General features: G+C 32.7%; 19 protein-coding genes and 1 pseudogene. 9 read left to right on the top strand and 11 right to left on the bottom strand.

Annotation, left to right across the window (positions count from 1 at the left end):
* Window positions 1-3: 3 nt before the first annotated feature.
* The 5 genes from AWV75_RS02820 to AWV75_RS02800 form a co-directional block, all read right to left on the bottom strand.
* Window positions 4-639, bottom strand: a complete 636-nt coding sequence (locus AWV75_RS02820) for a hypothetical protein (RefSeq protein WP_060872914.1) — start codon at window positions 637-639, stop codon at window positions 4-6.
* Window positions 640-650: 11 nt separating this feature from the next.
* Window positions 651-1,226: a hypothetical protein gene (locus AWV75_RS02815; protein ID WP_060872998.1), complete on the bottom strand. Its 576-nt coding sequence runs from the start codon at window positions 1,224-1,226 to the stop codon at window positions 651-653.
* A gap of 109 nt (window positions 1,227-1,335) precedes the next feature.
* Entirely contained in the window at window positions 1,336-1,965 is a 630-nt protein-coding gene (locus tag AWV75_RS02810; protein WP_060872913.1) for a hypothetical protein, read from the bottom strand.
* Window positions 1,966-2,066: 101 nt separating this feature from the next.
* Entirely contained in the window at window positions 2,067-5,177 is a 3,111-nt protein-coding gene (locus AWV75_RS02805) for a non-ribosomal peptide synthetase (RefSeq protein ID WP_197429543.1), read from the bottom strand.
* A 305-nt stretch (window positions 5,178-5,482) separates the two neighbouring features.
* Window positions 5,483-6,154, bottom strand: coding sequence for a 4'-phosphopantetheinyl transferase family protein (locus AWV75_RS02800; RefSeq protein WP_060872911.1), 672 nt, complete (start codon window positions 6,152-6,154; stop codon window positions 5,483-5,485).
* Window positions 6,155-6,455: 301 nt separating this feature from the next.
* Here AWV75_RS02800 and AWV75_RS02795 point away from each other — a divergent pair, with 301 nt between their 5' ends.
* The 4 genes from AWV75_RS02795 to AWV75_RS19275 all read left to right on the top strand — a co-directional run bounded on the left by AWV75_RS02795 (window position 6,456) and on the right by AWV75_RS19275 (window position 8,262).
* Window positions 6,456-7,004, top strand: coding sequence for a GNAT family N-acetyltransferase (locus AWV75_RS02795; RefSeq protein ID WP_060872910.1), 549 nt, complete (start codon window positions 6,456-6,458; stop codon window positions 7,002-7,004).
* A gap of 169 nt (window positions 7,005-7,173) precedes the next feature.
* On the top strand, window positions 7,174-7,638 hold the full coding sequence (locus AWV75_RS02790) for a hypothetical protein (RefSeq protein ID WP_156424165.1): 465 nt from the start codon (window positions 7,174-7,176) through the stop codon (window positions 7,636-7,638).
* A gap of 10 nt (window positions 7,639-7,648) precedes the next feature.
* A complete protein-coding gene (locus AWV75_RS02785) occupies window positions 7,649-7,855 on the top strand; it encodes a hypothetical protein (protein ID WP_231737949.1) in 207 nt (68 codons plus the stop codon).
* A 182-nt stretch (window positions 7,856-8,037) separates the two neighbouring features.
* Window positions 8,038-8,262 carry a GNAT family N-acetyltransferase gene (locus AWV75_RS19275; RefSeq protein ID WP_369038019.1) on the top strand — a complete coding sequence of 75 codons (225 nt, stop codon included), beginning with the start codon at window positions 8,038-8,040 and terminating at the stop codon, window positions 8,260-8,262.
* A 134-nt stretch (window positions 8,263-8,396) separates the two neighbouring features.
* Here AWV75_RS19275 and AWV75_RS02775 read toward each other — a convergent pair whose 3' ends face one another.
* Window positions 8,397-8,945 (bottom strand): hypothetical protein, encoded by a 549-nt coding sequence (locus tag AWV75_RS02775; protein ID WP_060872908.1) that lies wholly within the window; start codon window positions 8,943-8,945, stop codon window positions 8,397-8,399.
* Window positions 8,946-9,054: 109 nt separating this feature from the next.
* Window positions 9,055-9,279 (bottom strand): annotated as a pseudogene (locus tag AWV75_RS18365) (Arm DNA-binding domain-containing protein); the annotation flags it as partial.
* Between the two features lie 507 nt (window positions 9,280-9,786).
* Between AWV75_RS18365 and AWV75_RS02770 the strand changes: the two are divergent.
* The 3 genes from AWV75_RS02770 (at window position 9,787) to AWV75_RS02760 (ending at window position 11,877) form a co-directional block, all read left to right on the top strand.
* Window positions 9,787-11,052: a tyrosine-type recombinase/integrase gene (locus AWV75_RS02770; protein ID WP_156424164.1), complete on the top strand. Its 1,266-nt coding sequence runs from the start codon at window positions 9,787-9,789 to the stop codon at window positions 11,050-11,052.
* 121 nt (window positions 11,053-11,173) lie between these two features.
* On the top strand, window positions 11,174-11,605 hold the full coding sequence (locus AWV75_RS02765; RefSeq protein WP_060872906.1) for an OsmC family protein: 432 nt from the start codon (window positions 11,174-11,176) through the stop codon (window positions 11,603-11,605).
* 59 nt (window positions 11,606-11,664) lie between these two features.
* Window positions 11,665-11,877, top strand: a complete 213-nt coding sequence (locus AWV75_RS02760; RefSeq protein ID WP_156424163.1) for a hypothetical protein — start codon at window positions 11,665-11,667, stop codon at window positions 11,875-11,877.
* A 194-nt stretch (window positions 11,878-12,071) separates the two neighbouring features.
* Here the strand turns inward: AWV75_RS02760 and AWV75_RS02755 are convergent, their stop codons facing one another.
* The 4 genes from AWV75_RS02755 to AWV75_RS02740 all read right to left on the bottom strand — a co-directional run bounded on the left by AWV75_RS02755 (window position 12,072) and on the right by AWV75_RS02740 (window position 15,116).
* Entirely contained in the window at window positions 12,072-12,635 is a 564-nt protein-coding gene (locus tag AWV75_RS02755; RefSeq protein WP_060872904.1) for a hypothetical protein, read from the bottom strand.
* A gap of 346 nt (window positions 12,636-12,981) precedes the next feature.
* Window positions 12,982-13,860, bottom strand: coding sequence for a hypothetical protein (locus AWV75_RS02750; RefSeq protein WP_060872903.1), 879 nt, complete (start codon window positions 13,858-13,860; stop codon window positions 12,982-12,984).
* Window positions 13,861-13,924: 64 nt separating this feature from the next.
* Window positions 13,925-14,386: a hypothetical protein gene (locus AWV75_RS02745; protein WP_060872902.1), complete on the bottom strand. Its 462-nt coding sequence runs from the start codon at window positions 14,384-14,386 to the stop codon at window positions 13,925-13,927.
* A 19-nt stretch (window positions 14,387-14,405) separates the two neighbouring features.
* Window positions 14,406-15,116: a S24 family peptidase gene (locus AWV75_RS02740; RefSeq protein ID WP_060872901.1), complete on the bottom strand. Its 711-nt coding sequence runs from the start codon at window positions 15,114-15,116 to the stop codon at window positions 14,406-14,408.
* A 161-nt stretch (window positions 15,117-15,277) separates the two neighbouring features.
* Here AWV75_RS02740 and AWV75_RS02735 point away from each other — a divergent pair, with 161 nt between their 5' ends.
* Both AWV75_RS02735 and AWV75_RS02730 read left to right on the top strand, forming a co-directional pair.
* Window positions 15,278-15,520: a hypothetical protein gene (locus AWV75_RS02735; RefSeq protein WP_156424161.1), complete on the top strand. Its 243-nt coding sequence runs from the start codon at window positions 15,278-15,280 to the stop codon at window positions 15,518-15,520.
* Between the two features lie 2 nt (window positions 15,521-15,522).
* Window positions 15,523-15,783 (top strand): helix-turn-helix domain-containing protein, encoded by a 261-nt coding sequence (locus AWV75_RS02730; protein WP_060872899.1) that lies wholly within the window; start codon window positions 15,523-15,525, stop codon window positions 15,781-15,783.
* The last annotated feature ends 51 nt before the right edge of the window (window positions 15,784-15,834 follow it).

Genomic DNA, 15,834 nt, shown 5'->3' with positions numbered 1-15,834 from the left:
AAATTAATCGGTTAATGAATCCGTATTGTATTTGATTTTAAAGGCTTGAATGGCTTTTCTTTTTTCCTCTTGGGTGAAGTTCAAGTTGCTAGGCGTAAAGAATTGTTTTTTCAATTCTTGTAGCGCTTTTGTTTTCTCATATTCAAATTCTTTATCGTAGATTTTATCGCTTCCAAAATACAGCTGATCTTCGTGAAAATAGAACAAGCCCCAAGTAAGAGAAGCGTCAAAAATCAGTAGATCATCAGCAAAGAAAAGACCTTCCCAATAGTGAAGTACCATTTTCCAGGTGAGTAATACTGCTTGTCCACTGCGATCAGCATCAACAAGAACAAAGTGATCAAAGGGAATAGGCTTTTTATACAGCCATTTTTTAACGTGCTCTTGTGTATTCGTTGTAATCTCAAAGGTTTTAACAGTCTTGAAATAGCGCTCGTTAAAGGGGTTCCACAAAGGACCTGTCACCATTTTAGCACTCGCTATATACTGTTGCACAAAAGTGGTCGCTGCTGCATCGAGGAAGAAAATCTGGTCTTTATGAGTCTGCGGAATATCCGCGGCTTCTTCAGGTGACCCTAAAAAAGTCCAAGTCTTAGGAAAATCAGTAGCATGGGTTTTTAGATTGTCAAAATGAACCATTAGCGTACGTTTTATTTTTTAATTTCAATACTTTCAAGGATTTGCTCAAAGGTATGCATTTCATCTTCGTAATGTTTTAGTTGTGAAGGAGCTAAAACAATATTCCATAAGTCATTATCTACGAAAACAACTAGGCGTTTAATTCTTTTTTGGATGATTTGATCCGTACTTTTTATATATTCCTCGACCTCAAATATGCCTTCTGCTGCGGGTAATCCTTTAAAGGTAATGGCTTTGGGGGCTTTGGTGATAGTAAAGTTTTTCCAACCAAAGGCTGGGTCATTATCTACCGAATGTTTGATAGAACGGAAGCGACGGGATAAAACCGCTACAGGAGTATCTTCTAAAATTGTTTGACTGTTGGGTTGAATGGTTAAATCGACTTCATGATCAATAGAGAAGATACTTTGCAATCCATCTTTTTTGATGCAATCCAAATAAAGGACATCCATGTTATTAAAATCGGTCAAGTTTCGATATTCCCAGGGCATAGTAGCCGTTAGGTATTTATTGTCAATTTGAACTTCATTTGCACATCCTAGGAATAGAAAAAGCAAGGGAAAAATAACAAAGGTGATTTTTTTCATACGCATAAAATGAGACATTTATTTTCATGTTAAAGATAGTACATGTAAATAGAAGTAAGTAAGTGAATAATTCGAAGACAATAAGAGTATATTGATGTTGAATAGGGAATTAAATTAATTCCATGATTTCGTCGATTGTATTCCCTGTAGTTTCAACTATTATTTCTTCAGGAAAATCACGAGAATGTATGATTCCTATTCCACCTTTCGGGTGTAATACAAAAGTGTTCTCCAAGATAATTTGATAATTGAAATCCACAGTATTTGAAATTCCTTTTTGATCAAATTGGTTGAAAATAGTGGGTTGGAATTTTTTATACTGTTCATTAGGGGTTAAATAACCCGATAAAACACCCATCGTTTCATCAAGAATAGAAAGGATTAATATGCCAATAGGCATATTGTCAATGTATATATTTGATTTGAAACTCGGTGTTCTCATCAGAGGTAGCACCCATTGGAGTTCATTTTGTGCAGTCGCATAGTAATCTATAATTCCTTTTTGTACAAAGGTTGAACAATTAAAACCTTCTTCAATATCGTTATAATATAAAATCTTGTGATTATATTGGGCAATCACCCAAAATCCCCCACCTTCATGTCCCATTGTATGTTCAACCCATTTTTCTGGAGTGATGCGAATCTGTTGCCAGAACAGCAATTGTTCAGCAGTCATTTTGTTTACTCCTTTTAGAATCTCGAGATATAATTCTTCAAGTGTTATGGGATGCCAAGTCATACAATAGTTTAAATGGATAAGTAAGATATGAAATATTTTGTATGTATGGAAAAAAGAAAAGCGCAGTGACGTACTGCGCTTCCTATATAGCCTTTTAGAAATTAAATAACAGCTAAATATTTCAAATAAGGCTCTAGCATGGTTTTGTTAATCAAAGGTGGATATGGCATTTCACTATCCTTTATGAAGTCCAAGGTATTCTGTGAATCATAATAGTACGTATTTTGATACACTTCTTTTAATGTGGATTCCCCATGTACTTTGTCTGTGAACATTCCAAGTAAAGGGTACAAGGGATCATCTTCATTATTCTTCCATAAATTTAACCAATCCTGATACGGAAGAGGTTTCATCTTAAACCCAAAGTATTGATTAATTCGATCAAAGAAGTCATTAATGGATACATCCCCTTCAGGAAGCGGGGTTAGGTGAAATTTTTTACCTAAGGCTTCTTTTTGACGAGAGATACGCACAATACTCTTGGCCATATAATCTACAGGAACAAGTTGGGATTTAAAACCTAGAATGGATGGATAGGCATTATTGGCAATGCAACTTCTAACTAATGCACCCCACCATTGGTATATGGCGGTTGAACCCGTCTGTGAATTACTCAAAGCATAGCCCAAACGGAAAACCATAACAGGTACTCCTTTTTCTTCTGCTTTTGCCATGATTTGTTCCATGACCCATTTACTTTGTACATAACCTAGATCACGACTAACGGCTTCTAAATCTTGGTGAATATCGTCGTTTTCCAATGCAAATCTCTTTTTTGTAAATTGATGCCCAAAGCTAAAAACAGCACAAGTGGAAAACAGGGATACCGGTTTTACTTTTCCTGTAGCAGCAAATTTAATCACCTCTTGAAGGCCTAAAATATTGGCTTTTCGGATGATAGGATAAGGTTCAATAAAATTTACGGAACTTCCTGAATGGTAAATACAATCTATTTTGTTTGCTAATGCATTGAATTGTGCTTCACTGAATCCCAATAAAGGCTTATTCAAATCTCCAGTCACCACTTGAATTCGACCAGTATCAAACCAATGCGAAGGGATTAAGAATTGCTCAAAGGCTTGACGCAAACGTTTGAATCCGATTTGTTCATTTTCGGCGCGAACTAGACAGTAAACCGTAGCTTCTGTTTGCTTCATTAATTCATCAATGACATGCACGCCTACAAATCCGTTAGCTCCTGTTAATAAGATGCTATCTGGGGCATTCATAATTGAAGTATCTAAAGTACCTGTTAAGTTAATTTCAGGTATAAGCTTTGCATCTTCTAATAATTGCTGAATCATTTTTTCATTTTGATCATTTTCTTGATAAGTAACATCGGTATTAATTCGTTCTTGAATAATTTGGGCTTGTGACTCAATCGTTTTGTGGATAAATAAATCTTGTAATTTGATGTTATCACGATAAAGATCGGGCAATCGGTTATACAACTTAGCTAACAGTAAAGAATGTCCTCCCAATTCAAAAAAGTTGTCTTTTACTTCAATAAAAGGATACTGCAAAATCTCTGTCCAAATTTTATAGATCGTTTTTTCAAACTCATTTTTAAATTCTTTACTCTCATCAAAAGTTACTTTTGTGTTTTTATAGTTTTCTAGCAATGCTTTTTTATCGATTTTTCCATTGGAATTTAATGGGAATTTCTCCATAATTACAAAATCATGCGGAATCATATAAACAGGTAGGCGCTGAGTAAGCACTTCTCGAAACTGTTTGATAAGGGCATGTCTCCCTTTTTCATCAAGACGCAAACTAGGGCACTCTAAAAAGCCTAGAAGTTTTTTATCATAGTCACTTGTGGATTTAACACGAACAACTGCCTTTTCTACGCCTTCTAGTTTAGCAATATTTTCCTCTATTTCTTGGAGCTCAATGCGATACCCTCGAATTTTGACTTGATCATCTATTCTGCCAATGTATTCTATTTCACCATTTTCTAACCATTTTCCTAAATCCCCAGTTTTGTATATTTTTTTACCAGGTTGTAAAGGGTGAGCTATAAATTTAGTTTGAGTGAGTTCAGGCTGTCCTAAATAACCACGACTCAATCCAATACCCCCTACACAAATCTCTCCAACTTCATTTATAGGTTGTATTTTATCTTGATGTATAATATAAATATCCGTATTGTCAATGGGTCCACCAATAGTATATAAATCAGCTTCAGAATAAATCATCTTACACGTAACCCAAATGGTGGTTTCTGTAGGACCATATACATTACAGATGGTGTGATTTCCATCTAACAAGATTTTGCCAAGTGTTGGAGATAAATATTCTCCTCCACAAATAATATGCATTGGTTTTACTTTATGCCAATTGGTTGTATCAGCTAACATAGACCAAGTGCTTGGTGTTGTTTGGGCTACTGATATATTGTATTTCAAAATAAGGTCAACGATAGCTTCTGGGTTGAGCTGATCTTCCTGCGAAGCTACAACAAGGGTATGTCCCGTCATCAATATAGAAAAAATCTCAAGCACTGAAATATCAAAGGCATAAGTGCTAACTGCAAGCATATAGCCTGTGGATTTATGAATAACGTTTTCAATAAAATAACTTAAAGCATTGACCACACTTCTATGTTCTATGGCAACTCCTTTTGGGCCTCCTGTAGAACCCGAAGTGAACATCACATACATTAAATGATGTGGTTTGAGATTTCTTATCGGAATTTCTTTTGACATCTCCCAATCTACTTCTTCCCAAGTGACGGTTTGTGAATTTATTCTTTGCGCAACTTTTTCAAAAGCTTGTTCAGTTAATAACAAAGAAATCTGACTTTCCTGACTAATGGCTTTTAATCGATCTTCAGGATATAAGGGAGGCATAGGTACATAAGCTGCTCCTGTTTTCATAATCGCTAAAAGGGAGATAATGAGCTTTTCACTGCGATCCATCATCAAGCCAATGCGGTCATCGGGTTTGATTGCTGCTGAATGCATCAGGTGATGGGCCAATTGATTGGCTAATTGATCCATTTCACGATAGGTTAGTGTTTTATCTTGGAAAATAAGCGCCGTTTTATCAGGTACTAATCGCACTTGTTCCTCAATTAAATCAATGATGGTTTGATCGAGGGGGTGGGCATTATTTGCGGTTTGATTAAAGGATAAAACCTGTTCTAATTGTTTAGCTGTAAGCGTTGGTTTGTTGATCGTTAGTGGATCGGTGTATACATTTTGGTTCATAATACATTGTAATTGGTTGATAATCATTTTAAAAATGATAAGAGCCTTGGGACATCCTAGGATTAAATAGGAATAAAAAATACAGTATCAATGAAAAAATAATAGGTTGGTGCAAAGGAAAAAGTAAGCGCTACCCCTTTCTTAGATAAAGAAGAGATAAGGTAAATGTTTTCCTAAATTTTGAGGGGAAATGGGGAAAAATGACGTATGAAGGTGGTTGTTTTAAGTCATACGTCTTGGGCTGAGGATTAATAAATCAGTGCGACTATTAGTATCGAATACCCCTATAAAGAGGTTAATCTAACTTAATAGGATGATAGTAATGAATTAATATCATGGATCTGTTGTTTTACTATTTCAATTGGCTTCTTTGTATTGGTTGCAATCGTACAACAATAAGCATCAGAGAGCAAAAGTTCCTCTAGGTACCAAATGGTGGTATCCACAGAGGCTATATCATGCGAGATGAAAACGTTTTCCAAGGGGAAGGATAAACCTCTTCCATCTGCTTTTAGACAAGCTTCTTTTTGGGTCCATAATTGATAAAATGCACGATCTTTTTGGGTAGATTGATCGATTTGAATCTGTTCGTCCTTTCGCAATAGAAAGGTATAATCCTCTTGGGGAATTGGATTTATTTTTTCAATATCTACTCCAATACGAGATGTAGTAGTCAACACACAAATGATGAAATCATCTGAATGTGAAATCGAAAAAGAGAGATCACTTTCAGCAAGAGATGGCTTGCCATGTGAGTCTATCGTTAGCTGTTGAAGGAGCGCGTTACCATCAAGGCCAAGCTGGATGAAGCCATATTGAAGGAGTAGTTTTCCTACTATACTAGCTTCTTGATCCGCACTGTTTTTATACTTTAAAATAGCGTTTCGAATAACAATTGGGAAACTGCTAATCGCTCGTTCTAATCGTTCGAATTCTAAACATAGTTTAGAGCGCTGTAAATAAAAAGCATAAATCATCACGCCTGGTTCGTTGTAAACATGGAATACACCGCTTCATCAAATCATCGAATAAATTGAAATCGTTGCAGTATAAAATTGTCAATTTATTAGGTTAAAAGTAAATATTAATTTGCTTATATACAATAGGTTGTGTGAAAAAAAATACAAATAATGTAAATTTAATTTTTGATAATTATCGCTTTTTGTACTAAAATAATGGACTAAACAAAGGAAAATTCTCATTTTTCGGATTGTTTTTTTTACTTGAAGCCAGCTTCTTTTTTTCTTACTTTTAGCTTTTAGACTAGAAGAACTATTTATGTTAGATTTTAATTTTACTACTTCGCCTATACTAGAAACGGAACGTTTAATTCTGCGCCAAACTAATTTGGAGGATGCTCATGAAGTGTTTGAAATGCGTTCTAGTGCAGAAGTCATGCAGTATATTCCCGTTCCATTAGCCACAGCGCTCAAAGAAGCGGAAGAGTATATTACTTCCTTGCAGGAGCGAATGGCAAATAAGGAATGTATCAATTGGACGATTACCTTAAAAGAGAGTGGGGAAATGATTGGAACGATTGGTTTCTATCGCATGCAGCTCCAACATTACCGCACGGAAACAGGTTATATGTTCCTCCCTGCTTTTTATGGAAAAGGCTATGCTTCTGAGGCACTCCAGCGTTTAGTAGATTTCGGATTCAACAATCTAGGGTTCCACTCCATCGAAGCAGTTATCTACCCTGAAAATAAAGGCTCCATTCGAGTAGTGGAAAAATGTGGTTTTGTACGAGAAGCGTATTTTAAAGAAAAGGAATTCCACAACGGCAAGTTTGTGGATACAGCGGTTTATTCAATTGTGGCTGGATAAATTGGTAGGTGTAATCGAGCGCATCAAAAGATAAAGGATTCTCGTTCTCTAAATGATCAGTTTCAATATTGAAAGAGCAATATGTCATTCCATATGAAATGAAAATGTTTTTCCATTTTGGACTATTTTTTGTGACTGAGTTAGAATAGTCATTCTAATTAGTTAAGTCATGAGAAAGTTAATTTTAATTTTATTCGGGATGGGATTTCTTTTTTCCTATGCAAGTGAGGAAAGAAAAAATGTACCGCAAAGTAGCCAACAAATTGTAATGGAAGATGATTTGCAATTTAAAGAGGATGTGATACGTGATGTTAAAATCAAATCTCTAAATCCGTTAGTTATTGAGTCTAGTCTTTTTGAAGTAGTGGTAATGTATAATAATGATACGGGCGAGACTGGTTGTGGCGTTATTCAAAAATATACTTTACATTCGAATACAAGTGATTTTGACTATTCTGCTATTGTGATTGCAACTAGGAGTGGAGATAGGGACGGTTATTATTTTTACACGAAAGGAAATAGAACTTGTGGTATTTATGGAACATATGGTGATGATGGAAGTTTTACAGCAGCAAGTAAGGCTACACAGGTCTTAATGAATTTTTGTTTTGATGGTATACTTGCAATCAGTTGAAATATTGGGTATGATGAAGTTTTTTTTACTATTCTTTATGGTATTATGTTGTTCGTGTCAGGCTACAAGGAAGCATGATAGCATAGTACAGAAAAGAGATTCGATTCCTCGTGCATGGGTTCCTTTAGACGAGAAACATGTATTGAAACAGTTTGATAGCCTTAGAATTAATTTAGATGCCAATGAAACAAAAAATGCACCTATTTTGTTAAAATAAGAGTGGAGAAATAAAAGGAAAATCATTGAATACAGCCAATCGTATGTACGGTATTCAATGATTTTTTGTTGCTCTCTATTTTCGAAAATAAAAAATGTTTTCAAATAAATGGTTAGGCTAAAATAACAGTTTTTTAGCCATAAAGTTGGCATGTATTCGTTTGAATTTTAAGTCTGATAGTTGTGGTGCAATACTTAAAGCTCAAACGAGAACGTATCACCAGGACAATCTATGGATTTGATGATTTTGGAGTCCACTCCATTGAAGCGCTTATTTACCCAGACAATATTGGCTCACAATGCGTGTTGGAAAAATGTGGATTCGTCCGAGAGGCCTATTTCAAAGAAAGTGAGTTTCACAACGGTAAGTTTGTGGATACAGCGGTTTATTCAATTTTGGCTGAATAAATCAGCAGGTCTAATCAAACGCATCAAAAGATAAAAGATGTTCTTTATTTTGGTAATCAGTTTCAATATAGAAAGAGAGATAAATCATTGCATAAAATTTGCATTTTTTTTAATTTTTCTGGGTCTATGTGTGATTATTCGATAGTAAGGTTCGGAAAACGCTCTTTAAACTTGGGTAAATCCCGTTCTTTTTGATCTGAAAATGAAACAGTTCTTTTTTTACTATTAAAATATATTTCACCTAGATATTTTACTTTTCCTTTTTCAATCGTAAAGTCTAAATTTTCTAAAGGAACTTCATACGATACTGAAATATAGCCTTTATTACTATGTAGCCTTAGAAGCGTAAGCGCATATTTTCCACCTACATCTTTAATAGAAAAAAGATAAACAGCTTTTGTGTTATCCGTGAAATCAGGTTCATATTTCATCTTCCATATTTGATGAGGACGTATTGTCAGCATTCTGTGTTGTCTTAACTTTCTGTCTCCTTCTGCTTTGTAATGATAGAAATATCCATTGTATATTGGTTTTTTATTTTCAAAAGCAAATGTCCCGACAACCATCCCTTCATTGAAACTTTCAGTAAAGCTTTCAAAATGTTGAGGGATTTTCGTCGCTGTTGTCGTAGCACAAGAAGTAAATAACAGCAAAATCAAAAATAATGGTAAGAGTTTTTTCATTGTAGTAAAGTTTGTTTTAATATTATGCAATATTAACTTATTTTAATTTATTTACTGTGATGAAAACAAGAAGTCTAATGTTATTGTTCTTTTGTTAGATATTTAACAATTAAATTTTATTTCGAATTTTACTACTGTAGAAAGTAAGCAGAGCTTTCTGTATCAGGCTTACTTGTGTATTGATAAAATTGTTTTCCTCATTAGAAGGATGAGCGCTCTGTTTAGAGTTTTGCCAATGTACAGGTTTGATGAATAGTCCTGTAGCAAATTGCTTTCTTTGTTCTTTATAGGTCAGCCTACACGTAATAGGGGCTGAGCCTTGTTTATTTGTTCTACTCCTATATAATCTTCTATAAAACTACATATATCTACAAATAGAAAAAAACAAGTGATAATCTATTAAGTGTTGATTATAAGAGCCTTATACAAATAAAAAAACCACCAACATCTGTTGGTGGTTTTCCTTGCAGAGAGGAAGGGATTACCTCCGCTACGCTACGGTTTTCCCTAATAAGGGTATTTTTCTCAAGAAAAACCACGCTCTCATTGCATTCGAGCTCATTTTTTTATTTGTAACATCTCTTAGGTGAGTGGGACTCCCCACGAGCCTTATACAAATAAAAAAACCACCAACATCCGTTGGTGGTTTTCCTTGCAGAGAGGAAGGGACTGCTTTTTTAAGACCTATACATGTTTTTATAGATAGGTGTTATGTTTGTAAGTTATTGTTATTATTGTGTTTAGTGTGTTTTTATGGTGTTTGTAAAATCTGTTTAAATCTATATGTATACGATGTTAATGTGTTAAACTATACAAATGCTATACAAATAATCTATCTTTGTTGAAAACAAATTCTATGGCAACAATAAGCTTTTTGTATCGTTCAACAAGAGATTCTTCTTTTTTAAAAGTTAGATTTTTTCATCGTGTAGATGGTAAGAATATGTTCTTTGAATCAACATTAAAAACAATGGTTGAAAAAGAATATTGGGAAAAACACCACTTTGCTAAGCGTATTTCCGATATAAAGGTTAAAAATCGCCAAACTGAATTGCTACAAGAATTAAATGCAATTGAAAATCATGTGTTCGATAAGTATAAATCCTATACTGGAGAGTTAAATAAGAAGTGGTTGGATGGTGTGATTGATTCTTTTTATAATGCTGATAGGTTGTCTGTAAGTGAGCTTTTAGTTTATTGGATTGACGAGTATAAAAAAGATAAGTCTAAGTCTGTTTCTGCTCGTACATTGGAGAAAGCTGATACGGTAAAACGTATTGTCTATTTAATGGAGGTTGATTGGAAATGTGAGCTAAAGGTTAAAGATATTGATGTTTCTTTTGTACGCCGTTATGAGGCTTTTTGTTATGAAATGGGATATGCTGCGAATACTATCGCGAGAAATCTATCCTATATAAAAACAGTTTGCAGACATGCTTTTGTTAATGGAATAGAAGTGAGTAATACATTGTCGTTGGTTCGAACAAAAAAAGAGCGAGTTGAGAATATTTATTTGACTGAAGAAGAGATTGAAAAAATAGCTAAATGCGATAAACTATTAGATTATCTTGATAATGCACGAGATTGGTTATTGATATCTTGTTATACAGGGCAACGTGTATCTGATTTTATGCGATTTGATAAATCGATGATCCGTAAGCAGAAAAATAAAAAGGGTAAGAATGTCGTTTTTTTGGATTTTACTCAAGCTAAAACAAATAAACTAATGAGTATTCCTTTGTCAAAAAAAGTACTGTCTATTTTGGATAAAAGGGAGGGCGATTTTCCTAGGGCTATATCAGACCAGAGGTATAATGAGTATATTAAAAAAGTATGTGAGGCATCGGGAATTGTTGAAGAAGTTTTTGGTAATGGAAGAAAACAATGCGAGGATAAAAAGTGGAGAATAGATAAAGGAATGTTTAAAAAATACGAGCTTGTTAGTTCTCACATTGGCCGGCGATCCTTCGCAACCAATAATTATGGAAAAATACCTACAGTACTGCTTATGAGTATGACTGGGCACAGCTCTGAAAAGATGTTTTTAACCTATATAGGAAAAGGATCCAATGATTTGACAATGGAGCTTAGTGAGTATTTTGATTAGAATTACACATGATTTAAAAGGTTTTATTAGTGGTTTAAAATAACCGTTTTGTAACTTAAGTTACTGTTTATGTTGATTTTGATGATTAATTTTAATATTGTTAATTTAAAAAATATAAACTATGTCACAAGAACATTTTTATCAAGTCAATCTAAAGTGGAAAGAAGGTAGAATAGGAGTGTTGTCTTCACCTGTCTTAGATACTGTAATTGAATGTGCAACACCTCCTGAGTTTGTCAATGGAGTTCCAAATATTTGGTCTCCAGAACATTTATATGCCGCAGCTATTAATAGTTGTTTTATGGCTACATTTTTAGCTATTGCAGAAAATTTTAAAATTGAATTTGATCATTTTGAGTGTAAAACTAATATCAAACTTGAACTTGTTGAAAGAAAATATCTTATTACAGAGGCATCGTTATTTCCAATAATAAAACTTAAAAATTTAGAACATTTGGATAAAACTTTACGTGTGATTGATAAATCTAAAGAAAATTGTTTAGTAACTAATTCAATGAAAACACAAATAATAGTAACTCCTGAAATTGTATAAAAAAAATAATTACATAAAACAGCTTTCTGTATCTAACAGGAAGCTGTTTTAAAATATAGTTGGAATGGAGAATAGATAAAGGAATGTTTAAAAAACATGAGTTAGTCACTTCTCATATTGGCCGACGATCATTTGCAACCAATAATTATGGAAAGATTCCAACTGTATTTTTAATGAATATGACGGGCCACTCTACGGAGCAAATGTTTTTGAAGTACATAGGAAAAGGCTCCAATGATATTGCAATGGAGCTTAGTGAGTATTTTGATTGATTTTTAGAGTCTTTATTAAATATAATAGGCTATCATTTTCATGATAGCCTATAGTTTGTTATTTTTTTAATTGGTTATAATCCTACGATTACATCTTCTAATTTTCGGGCTTGTTTAGTTTTTGACATGTCTTTCATATAATTTAGTTCTTTTTCTTCTATATAAATATACAAAATATATATTGCAAAATAATATTATTTGGTATTGTTTAACTCTATAGAGTCGCCAAATTTAAAGTTTTTATTTGAAATACATTGATCTGTATGAAAATCTTTGGTAAAGATACCATTTAAACCTGATAAAGAGTGTTTGGCGATTATAGTTAGTCTTATATAATCTGAATTATCGCCTGTTAAAAAATCTTCGATATTGGTTTGTGTATTTATTATTATGGCGTATGTGTGATGTTGGTCGTTTGGATTTTTATAAGGAGGTATAAAAGAAATCTTAGTTGTTTTTAATTCAAGCGTTGTTTTTTTTAGGTTTTGTCCTTGAAGTACTCCAATTGGTTTGTAGCTGCTTAAATCTAGTGTGATATCAAACAATTCGTAGTTAGTTTTATTTATGAATTTAAAAAGATAATGTGTTTGTCCTTCTATAGTTACTCTGGAGATATAATCAGATATCTCTACTGTTGGTTTTAATTTTTGTAAATAATGTTTTAAAAAAAGATAAGAAGCTATGATACCTGTGAGTACTCCAATGACTAGGCTTATTACTGCGTTAAAGTAAGTGTTAGGGTCTTTAAAAAATTCCATATTAGTTAGTGAATTGTTAAAACGAAATTATACATTTTTTTAATATTAAAAAAATGTATCGTGATGGAGTTAGTTTTTAATCCATGAGCTAAATCAAATCCATTTCCAATAATAACAAGTCTATTCATTTTCATTACTTTATTTCTTCTAATTTATCAACTGTCAATTTAAACGTTTCTTGTACTATTTTCTTAGCCTTTTTCTTCATTTTAAAATCAATATAACCATCAGTTGTATACATTTTAAATTCGGAAATGACATTGTCTCTTAAAATGGGGGAAGCTTATAAGTATTATTAATACTTCCATTTTGAATCAAAGTTGAATGTAATTTGTTGTTTTACAACCTAATTTTCAGAATTTTTGAGTAAATTTCTGAGTAAAATAAAACCATGAATGGTTATTTTATTATTATTTTGTATAATATTAGAAGTAACCAATTCCTCTTTTAAGTGTTCATTAATATCATCATTATTTAAAATAGTTAAAATAAATTCTTCTGCAGTTGCTCTGTCAAAAGTGTCATATGAATAACCGAATATACTTAGTAATCTTTTTAATTTAAACTTAAGTGAATTTGATATTTTTTTTGTTAAATTTATTTGATTTAATTTTTCTCGTTGAAGCTTTAATTCCCTTTCTAAGCTAAAAATTGTACGCTCTTTTTCTTGAAGTGAGTTTTTTAAAGAATCTTTTTCCTTTTGATCTAGAGTTGATTTATCGATAAGCTCTTGTACTAGTTTGTTTCTCTCATCAACGGTCTCGCGTATATTTTTTTCTATTTCTTTTTTATTATCTTCAACTGCTTTAACATCTTTTTCAGATATAGATCTTCTGTCAATTTTATCTAACATCACACTATATCCTTTATCTAAATTTTGAAGCTTTTCTCCAAATCCTGCTTCAATTCTTCCTAGTATTGTTGAAATATCTTTAGTAAACTTATAGGTATTGTCGTAAAATTTATTGCTACTATCATTTGATTTAAAATAGAACAGCATTGATAAAATGATGGAAAAGAATGCTAATAAAAATGATAGAAGGATTGTGTAATCTATATCTTTAATTTGTATGATTAATTTATCAGTTAGAATACTATAAGTAATTGTAACTAGTATAACTATTCCGAATATAAATTTAAATATTATCCATAGCCTTGTTTGTAAGTCTTTGTTATCTTCACTTTTTGGATTAGCAGTATTTGTTTTTTTATTAAAAAAATTCATATTTAGTGTTAGTAAAATGGTTTAGTAAATTTCTTCTATATCTCGTTACTTTGACAATGTTAGACTAGTTGTTAAGTAAGTCATCAATATGTGTAGGGATATTTCCTTTTTTATTAAGTACAGTTGGGATGTAGTCGATTTTTTCTACTCTATCGTGACTAATAGTGGATATTTTAGTCAAGACGATTTTACCTATTTTAGTTTTGTCTTCTAGTGTTTCTTTAAGATTTATGTATCGATTGTATTCGCTTTGTATGCTATCTTTTGGTTGTAAAAGCAAATTCGTGTTTTCACTATAGTATGTAAAGAGTAGCGCACCTGTTTTCCTTACTTCGAAATTTTCAGGTGTTATATCGTCTACTTGTAAAATTTCTATTTCGATTTTTTCCTTGTCTTTCTCTTTTTCTTGGTAAAACTTATTTATTGTAGAAAGTTCATAATCCGTATAGTTATGATTGTTATTGGATTTTGTGTTACAAGAAATTAACGATATGCAGAATAGCACAAGTATTATTGATTTCTTCATAGTTAGTAAGGTGATTTGATTATCTTCTTCTATCTCTCATGACTTTGACAACGTTAAACAACTTGTCAATGTGGGATAAATTTAACACTTTATTCTCAAACATAGGGTTTAATGAGTGAATGGTGATATTTCCTGAGTCAACATCGTGATCAATGATGCGTTTAACAATAACCCCTTCTTCTTGGTCTACGATGACAAAATCCCATTGATTAATATGTAGCTTGCTTCTCCAGTAGTCTTTAGCTACATTTCTACATACTAATATATCACCATCAAATAAACTTTCTTCAGGATGCTCTTCTGATATCATACTGTCTCCGCTCACTTCAAAGCAAACGTATTCGCCTTTTGGTTCTTGTTCTTGGGTTAGTATTACGGGTATTGTAGGTAAGGTTTCCATGTAATTTTCGTCGGCAAAACCGCTAAGATAACCCGCTTTCGCATATTGCGAAACTAATGGAACATATTTTACAATTCCTGCTGTAATGGGAATTGCTTCTTGTTTTTTCTCTTTGCCTTTAATCATTTCTCCTTTACCAGTAAGGAGCCATTTTTCACTTATTTCAGGATATTTTGATAGTAATTTTTCTAATGTTTCGACTGATAATCCGCTTTTTTTGTCTAAGACCCCGTTGGATATTCCGGTTTCTTGATAGAATCTATATTTACTAATACCTTGATTTTCAATAAATTCCAATACTCTTTCTTTTGTAGTAGAAATTTTACTCATAAAAATTACTTTATTAGATTTTTATCTCATATATTTGTCTTGTCAATATGTTATTAACATAAGGTTAATGGTCTCTATTGTTGTCTTGACAAGACAAGGCACAAAAGTACAAATAATTCTATTGGTGTAAAGATATAAAGACATAAAGATATAAAGATGGTATGATGACAATAGTAGCTGCAAATGAGGATATAGCAAAAAAAATAAGAGCAATCAAAATCCTTAATGAATTTATCAGTAAGGGCTTCGTTGAAAGAAAAGCCTTTGTGCAAGTTGTTATGGAAGAGTGTCCAGAATTGAACAACTATAATGGTACAACGAAGCTTAATAATTTTTGGGCGTTGAGAGATTTTTCTATCAATGACAAATTAGAGCAAGTATTAGAAAACTTAAAACAATCTTAGTTATGGATGGTAAAATAATCTTAGATGGTATTTCCGCAGCTGGATTAATTGCTGCGATTACTGAAGTTGTAAAAAGCGAGCTTGGTAAATCGGAACCTGAGGAACTGATGACGCGTGAAGAGGCAGCTGCATTTTTAAAGGTGAATTTATCTACTTTGAGTAAATGGACAACAGAGGAGCGATTGAAAGGTTATGGAATAGCTGGTCGCAGATATTACAAGAAGTCTGAATTGATGGCATCCTTGGAAATCATGAAATTTTAAATCGTGTATTATGGTTTATCAAACTTTCGAGCAGTCTTGGCAAATATTTAG

Origin of the sequence: Myroides odoratus (genome assembly GCF_001549985.1) — a bacterium.
In the GTDB taxonomy this organism is placed as follows: domain Bacteria; phylum Bacteroidota; class Bacteroidia; order Flavobacteriales; family Flavobacteriaceae; genus Flavobacterium; species Flavobacterium odoratum_A.
Note: the sequence above shows the minus strand (reverse complement) of the source record. Positions and strands in the feature narration are given on the sequence as shown.

Excerpts from the sequence above, each read along its gene's own strand:
- AWV75_RS02820 (WP_060872914.1), bottom strand. The coding sequence starts at position 639 with ATGGTTCATTTTGACAATCTAAAAACCCATGCTACTGATTTTCCTAAG.
- AWV75_RS02815 (WP_060872998.1), bottom strand. The coding sequence starts at position 1,226 with ATGAAAAAAATCACCTTTGTTATTTTTCCCTTGCTTTTTCTATTCCTA.
- AWV75_RS02810 (WP_060872913.1), bottom strand. The coding sequence starts at position 1,965 with ATGACTTGGCATCCCATAACACTTGAAGAATTATATCTCGAGATTCTA.
- AWV75_RS02805 (WP_197429543.1), bottom strand. The coding sequence starts at position 5,177 with ATGAACCAAAATGTATACACCGATCCACTAACGATCAACAAACCAACG.
- AWV75_RS02800 (WP_060872911.1), bottom strand. The coding sequence starts at position 6,154 with ATGATTTATGCTTTTTATTTACAGCGCTCTAAACTATGTTTAGAATTC.
- AWV75_RS02795 (WP_060872910.1), top strand. The coding sequence starts at position 6,456 with ATGTTAGATTTTAATTTTACTACTTCGCCTATACTAGAAACGGAACGT.
- AWV75_RS02790 (WP_156424165.1), top strand. The coding sequence starts at position 7,174 with ATGAGAAAGTTAATTTTAATTTTATTCGGGATGGGATTTCTTTTTTCC.
- AWV75_RS02785 (WP_231737949.1), top strand. The coding sequence starts at position 7,649 with ATGATGAAGTTTTTTTTACTATTCTTTATGGTATTATGTTGTTCGTGT.
- AWV75_RS02775 (WP_060872908.1), bottom strand. The coding sequence starts at position 8,945 with ATGAAAAAACTCTTACCATTATTTTTGATTTTGCTGTTATTTACTTCT.
- AWV75_RS02765 (WP_060872906.1), top strand. The coding sequence starts at position 11,174 with ATGTCACAAGAACATTTTTATCAAGTCAATCTAAAGTGGAAAGAAGGT.
- AWV75_RS02755 (WP_060872904.1), bottom strand. The coding sequence starts at position 12,635 with ATGGAATTTTTTAAAGACCCTAACACTTACTTTAACGCAGTAATAAGC.
- AWV75_RS02750 (WP_060872903.1), bottom strand. The coding sequence starts at position 13,860 with ATGAATTTTTTTAATAAAAAAACAAATACTGCTAATCCAAAAAGTGAA.
- AWV75_RS02745 (WP_060872902.1), bottom strand. The coding sequence starts at position 14,386 with ATGAAGAAATCAATAATACTTGTGCTATTCTGCATATCGTTAATTTCT.
- AWV75_RS02740 (WP_060872901.1), bottom strand. The coding sequence starts at position 15,116 with ATGAGTAAAATTTCTACTACAAAAGAAAGAGTATTGGAATTTATTGAA.
- AWV75_RS02735 (WP_156424161.1), top strand. The coding sequence starts at position 15,278 with ATGATGACAATAGTAGCTGCAAATGAGGATATAGCAAAAAAAATAAGA.
- AWV75_RS02730 (WP_060872899.1), top strand. The coding sequence starts at position 15,523 with ATGGATGGTAAAATAATCTTAGATGGTATTTCCGCAGCTGGATTAATT.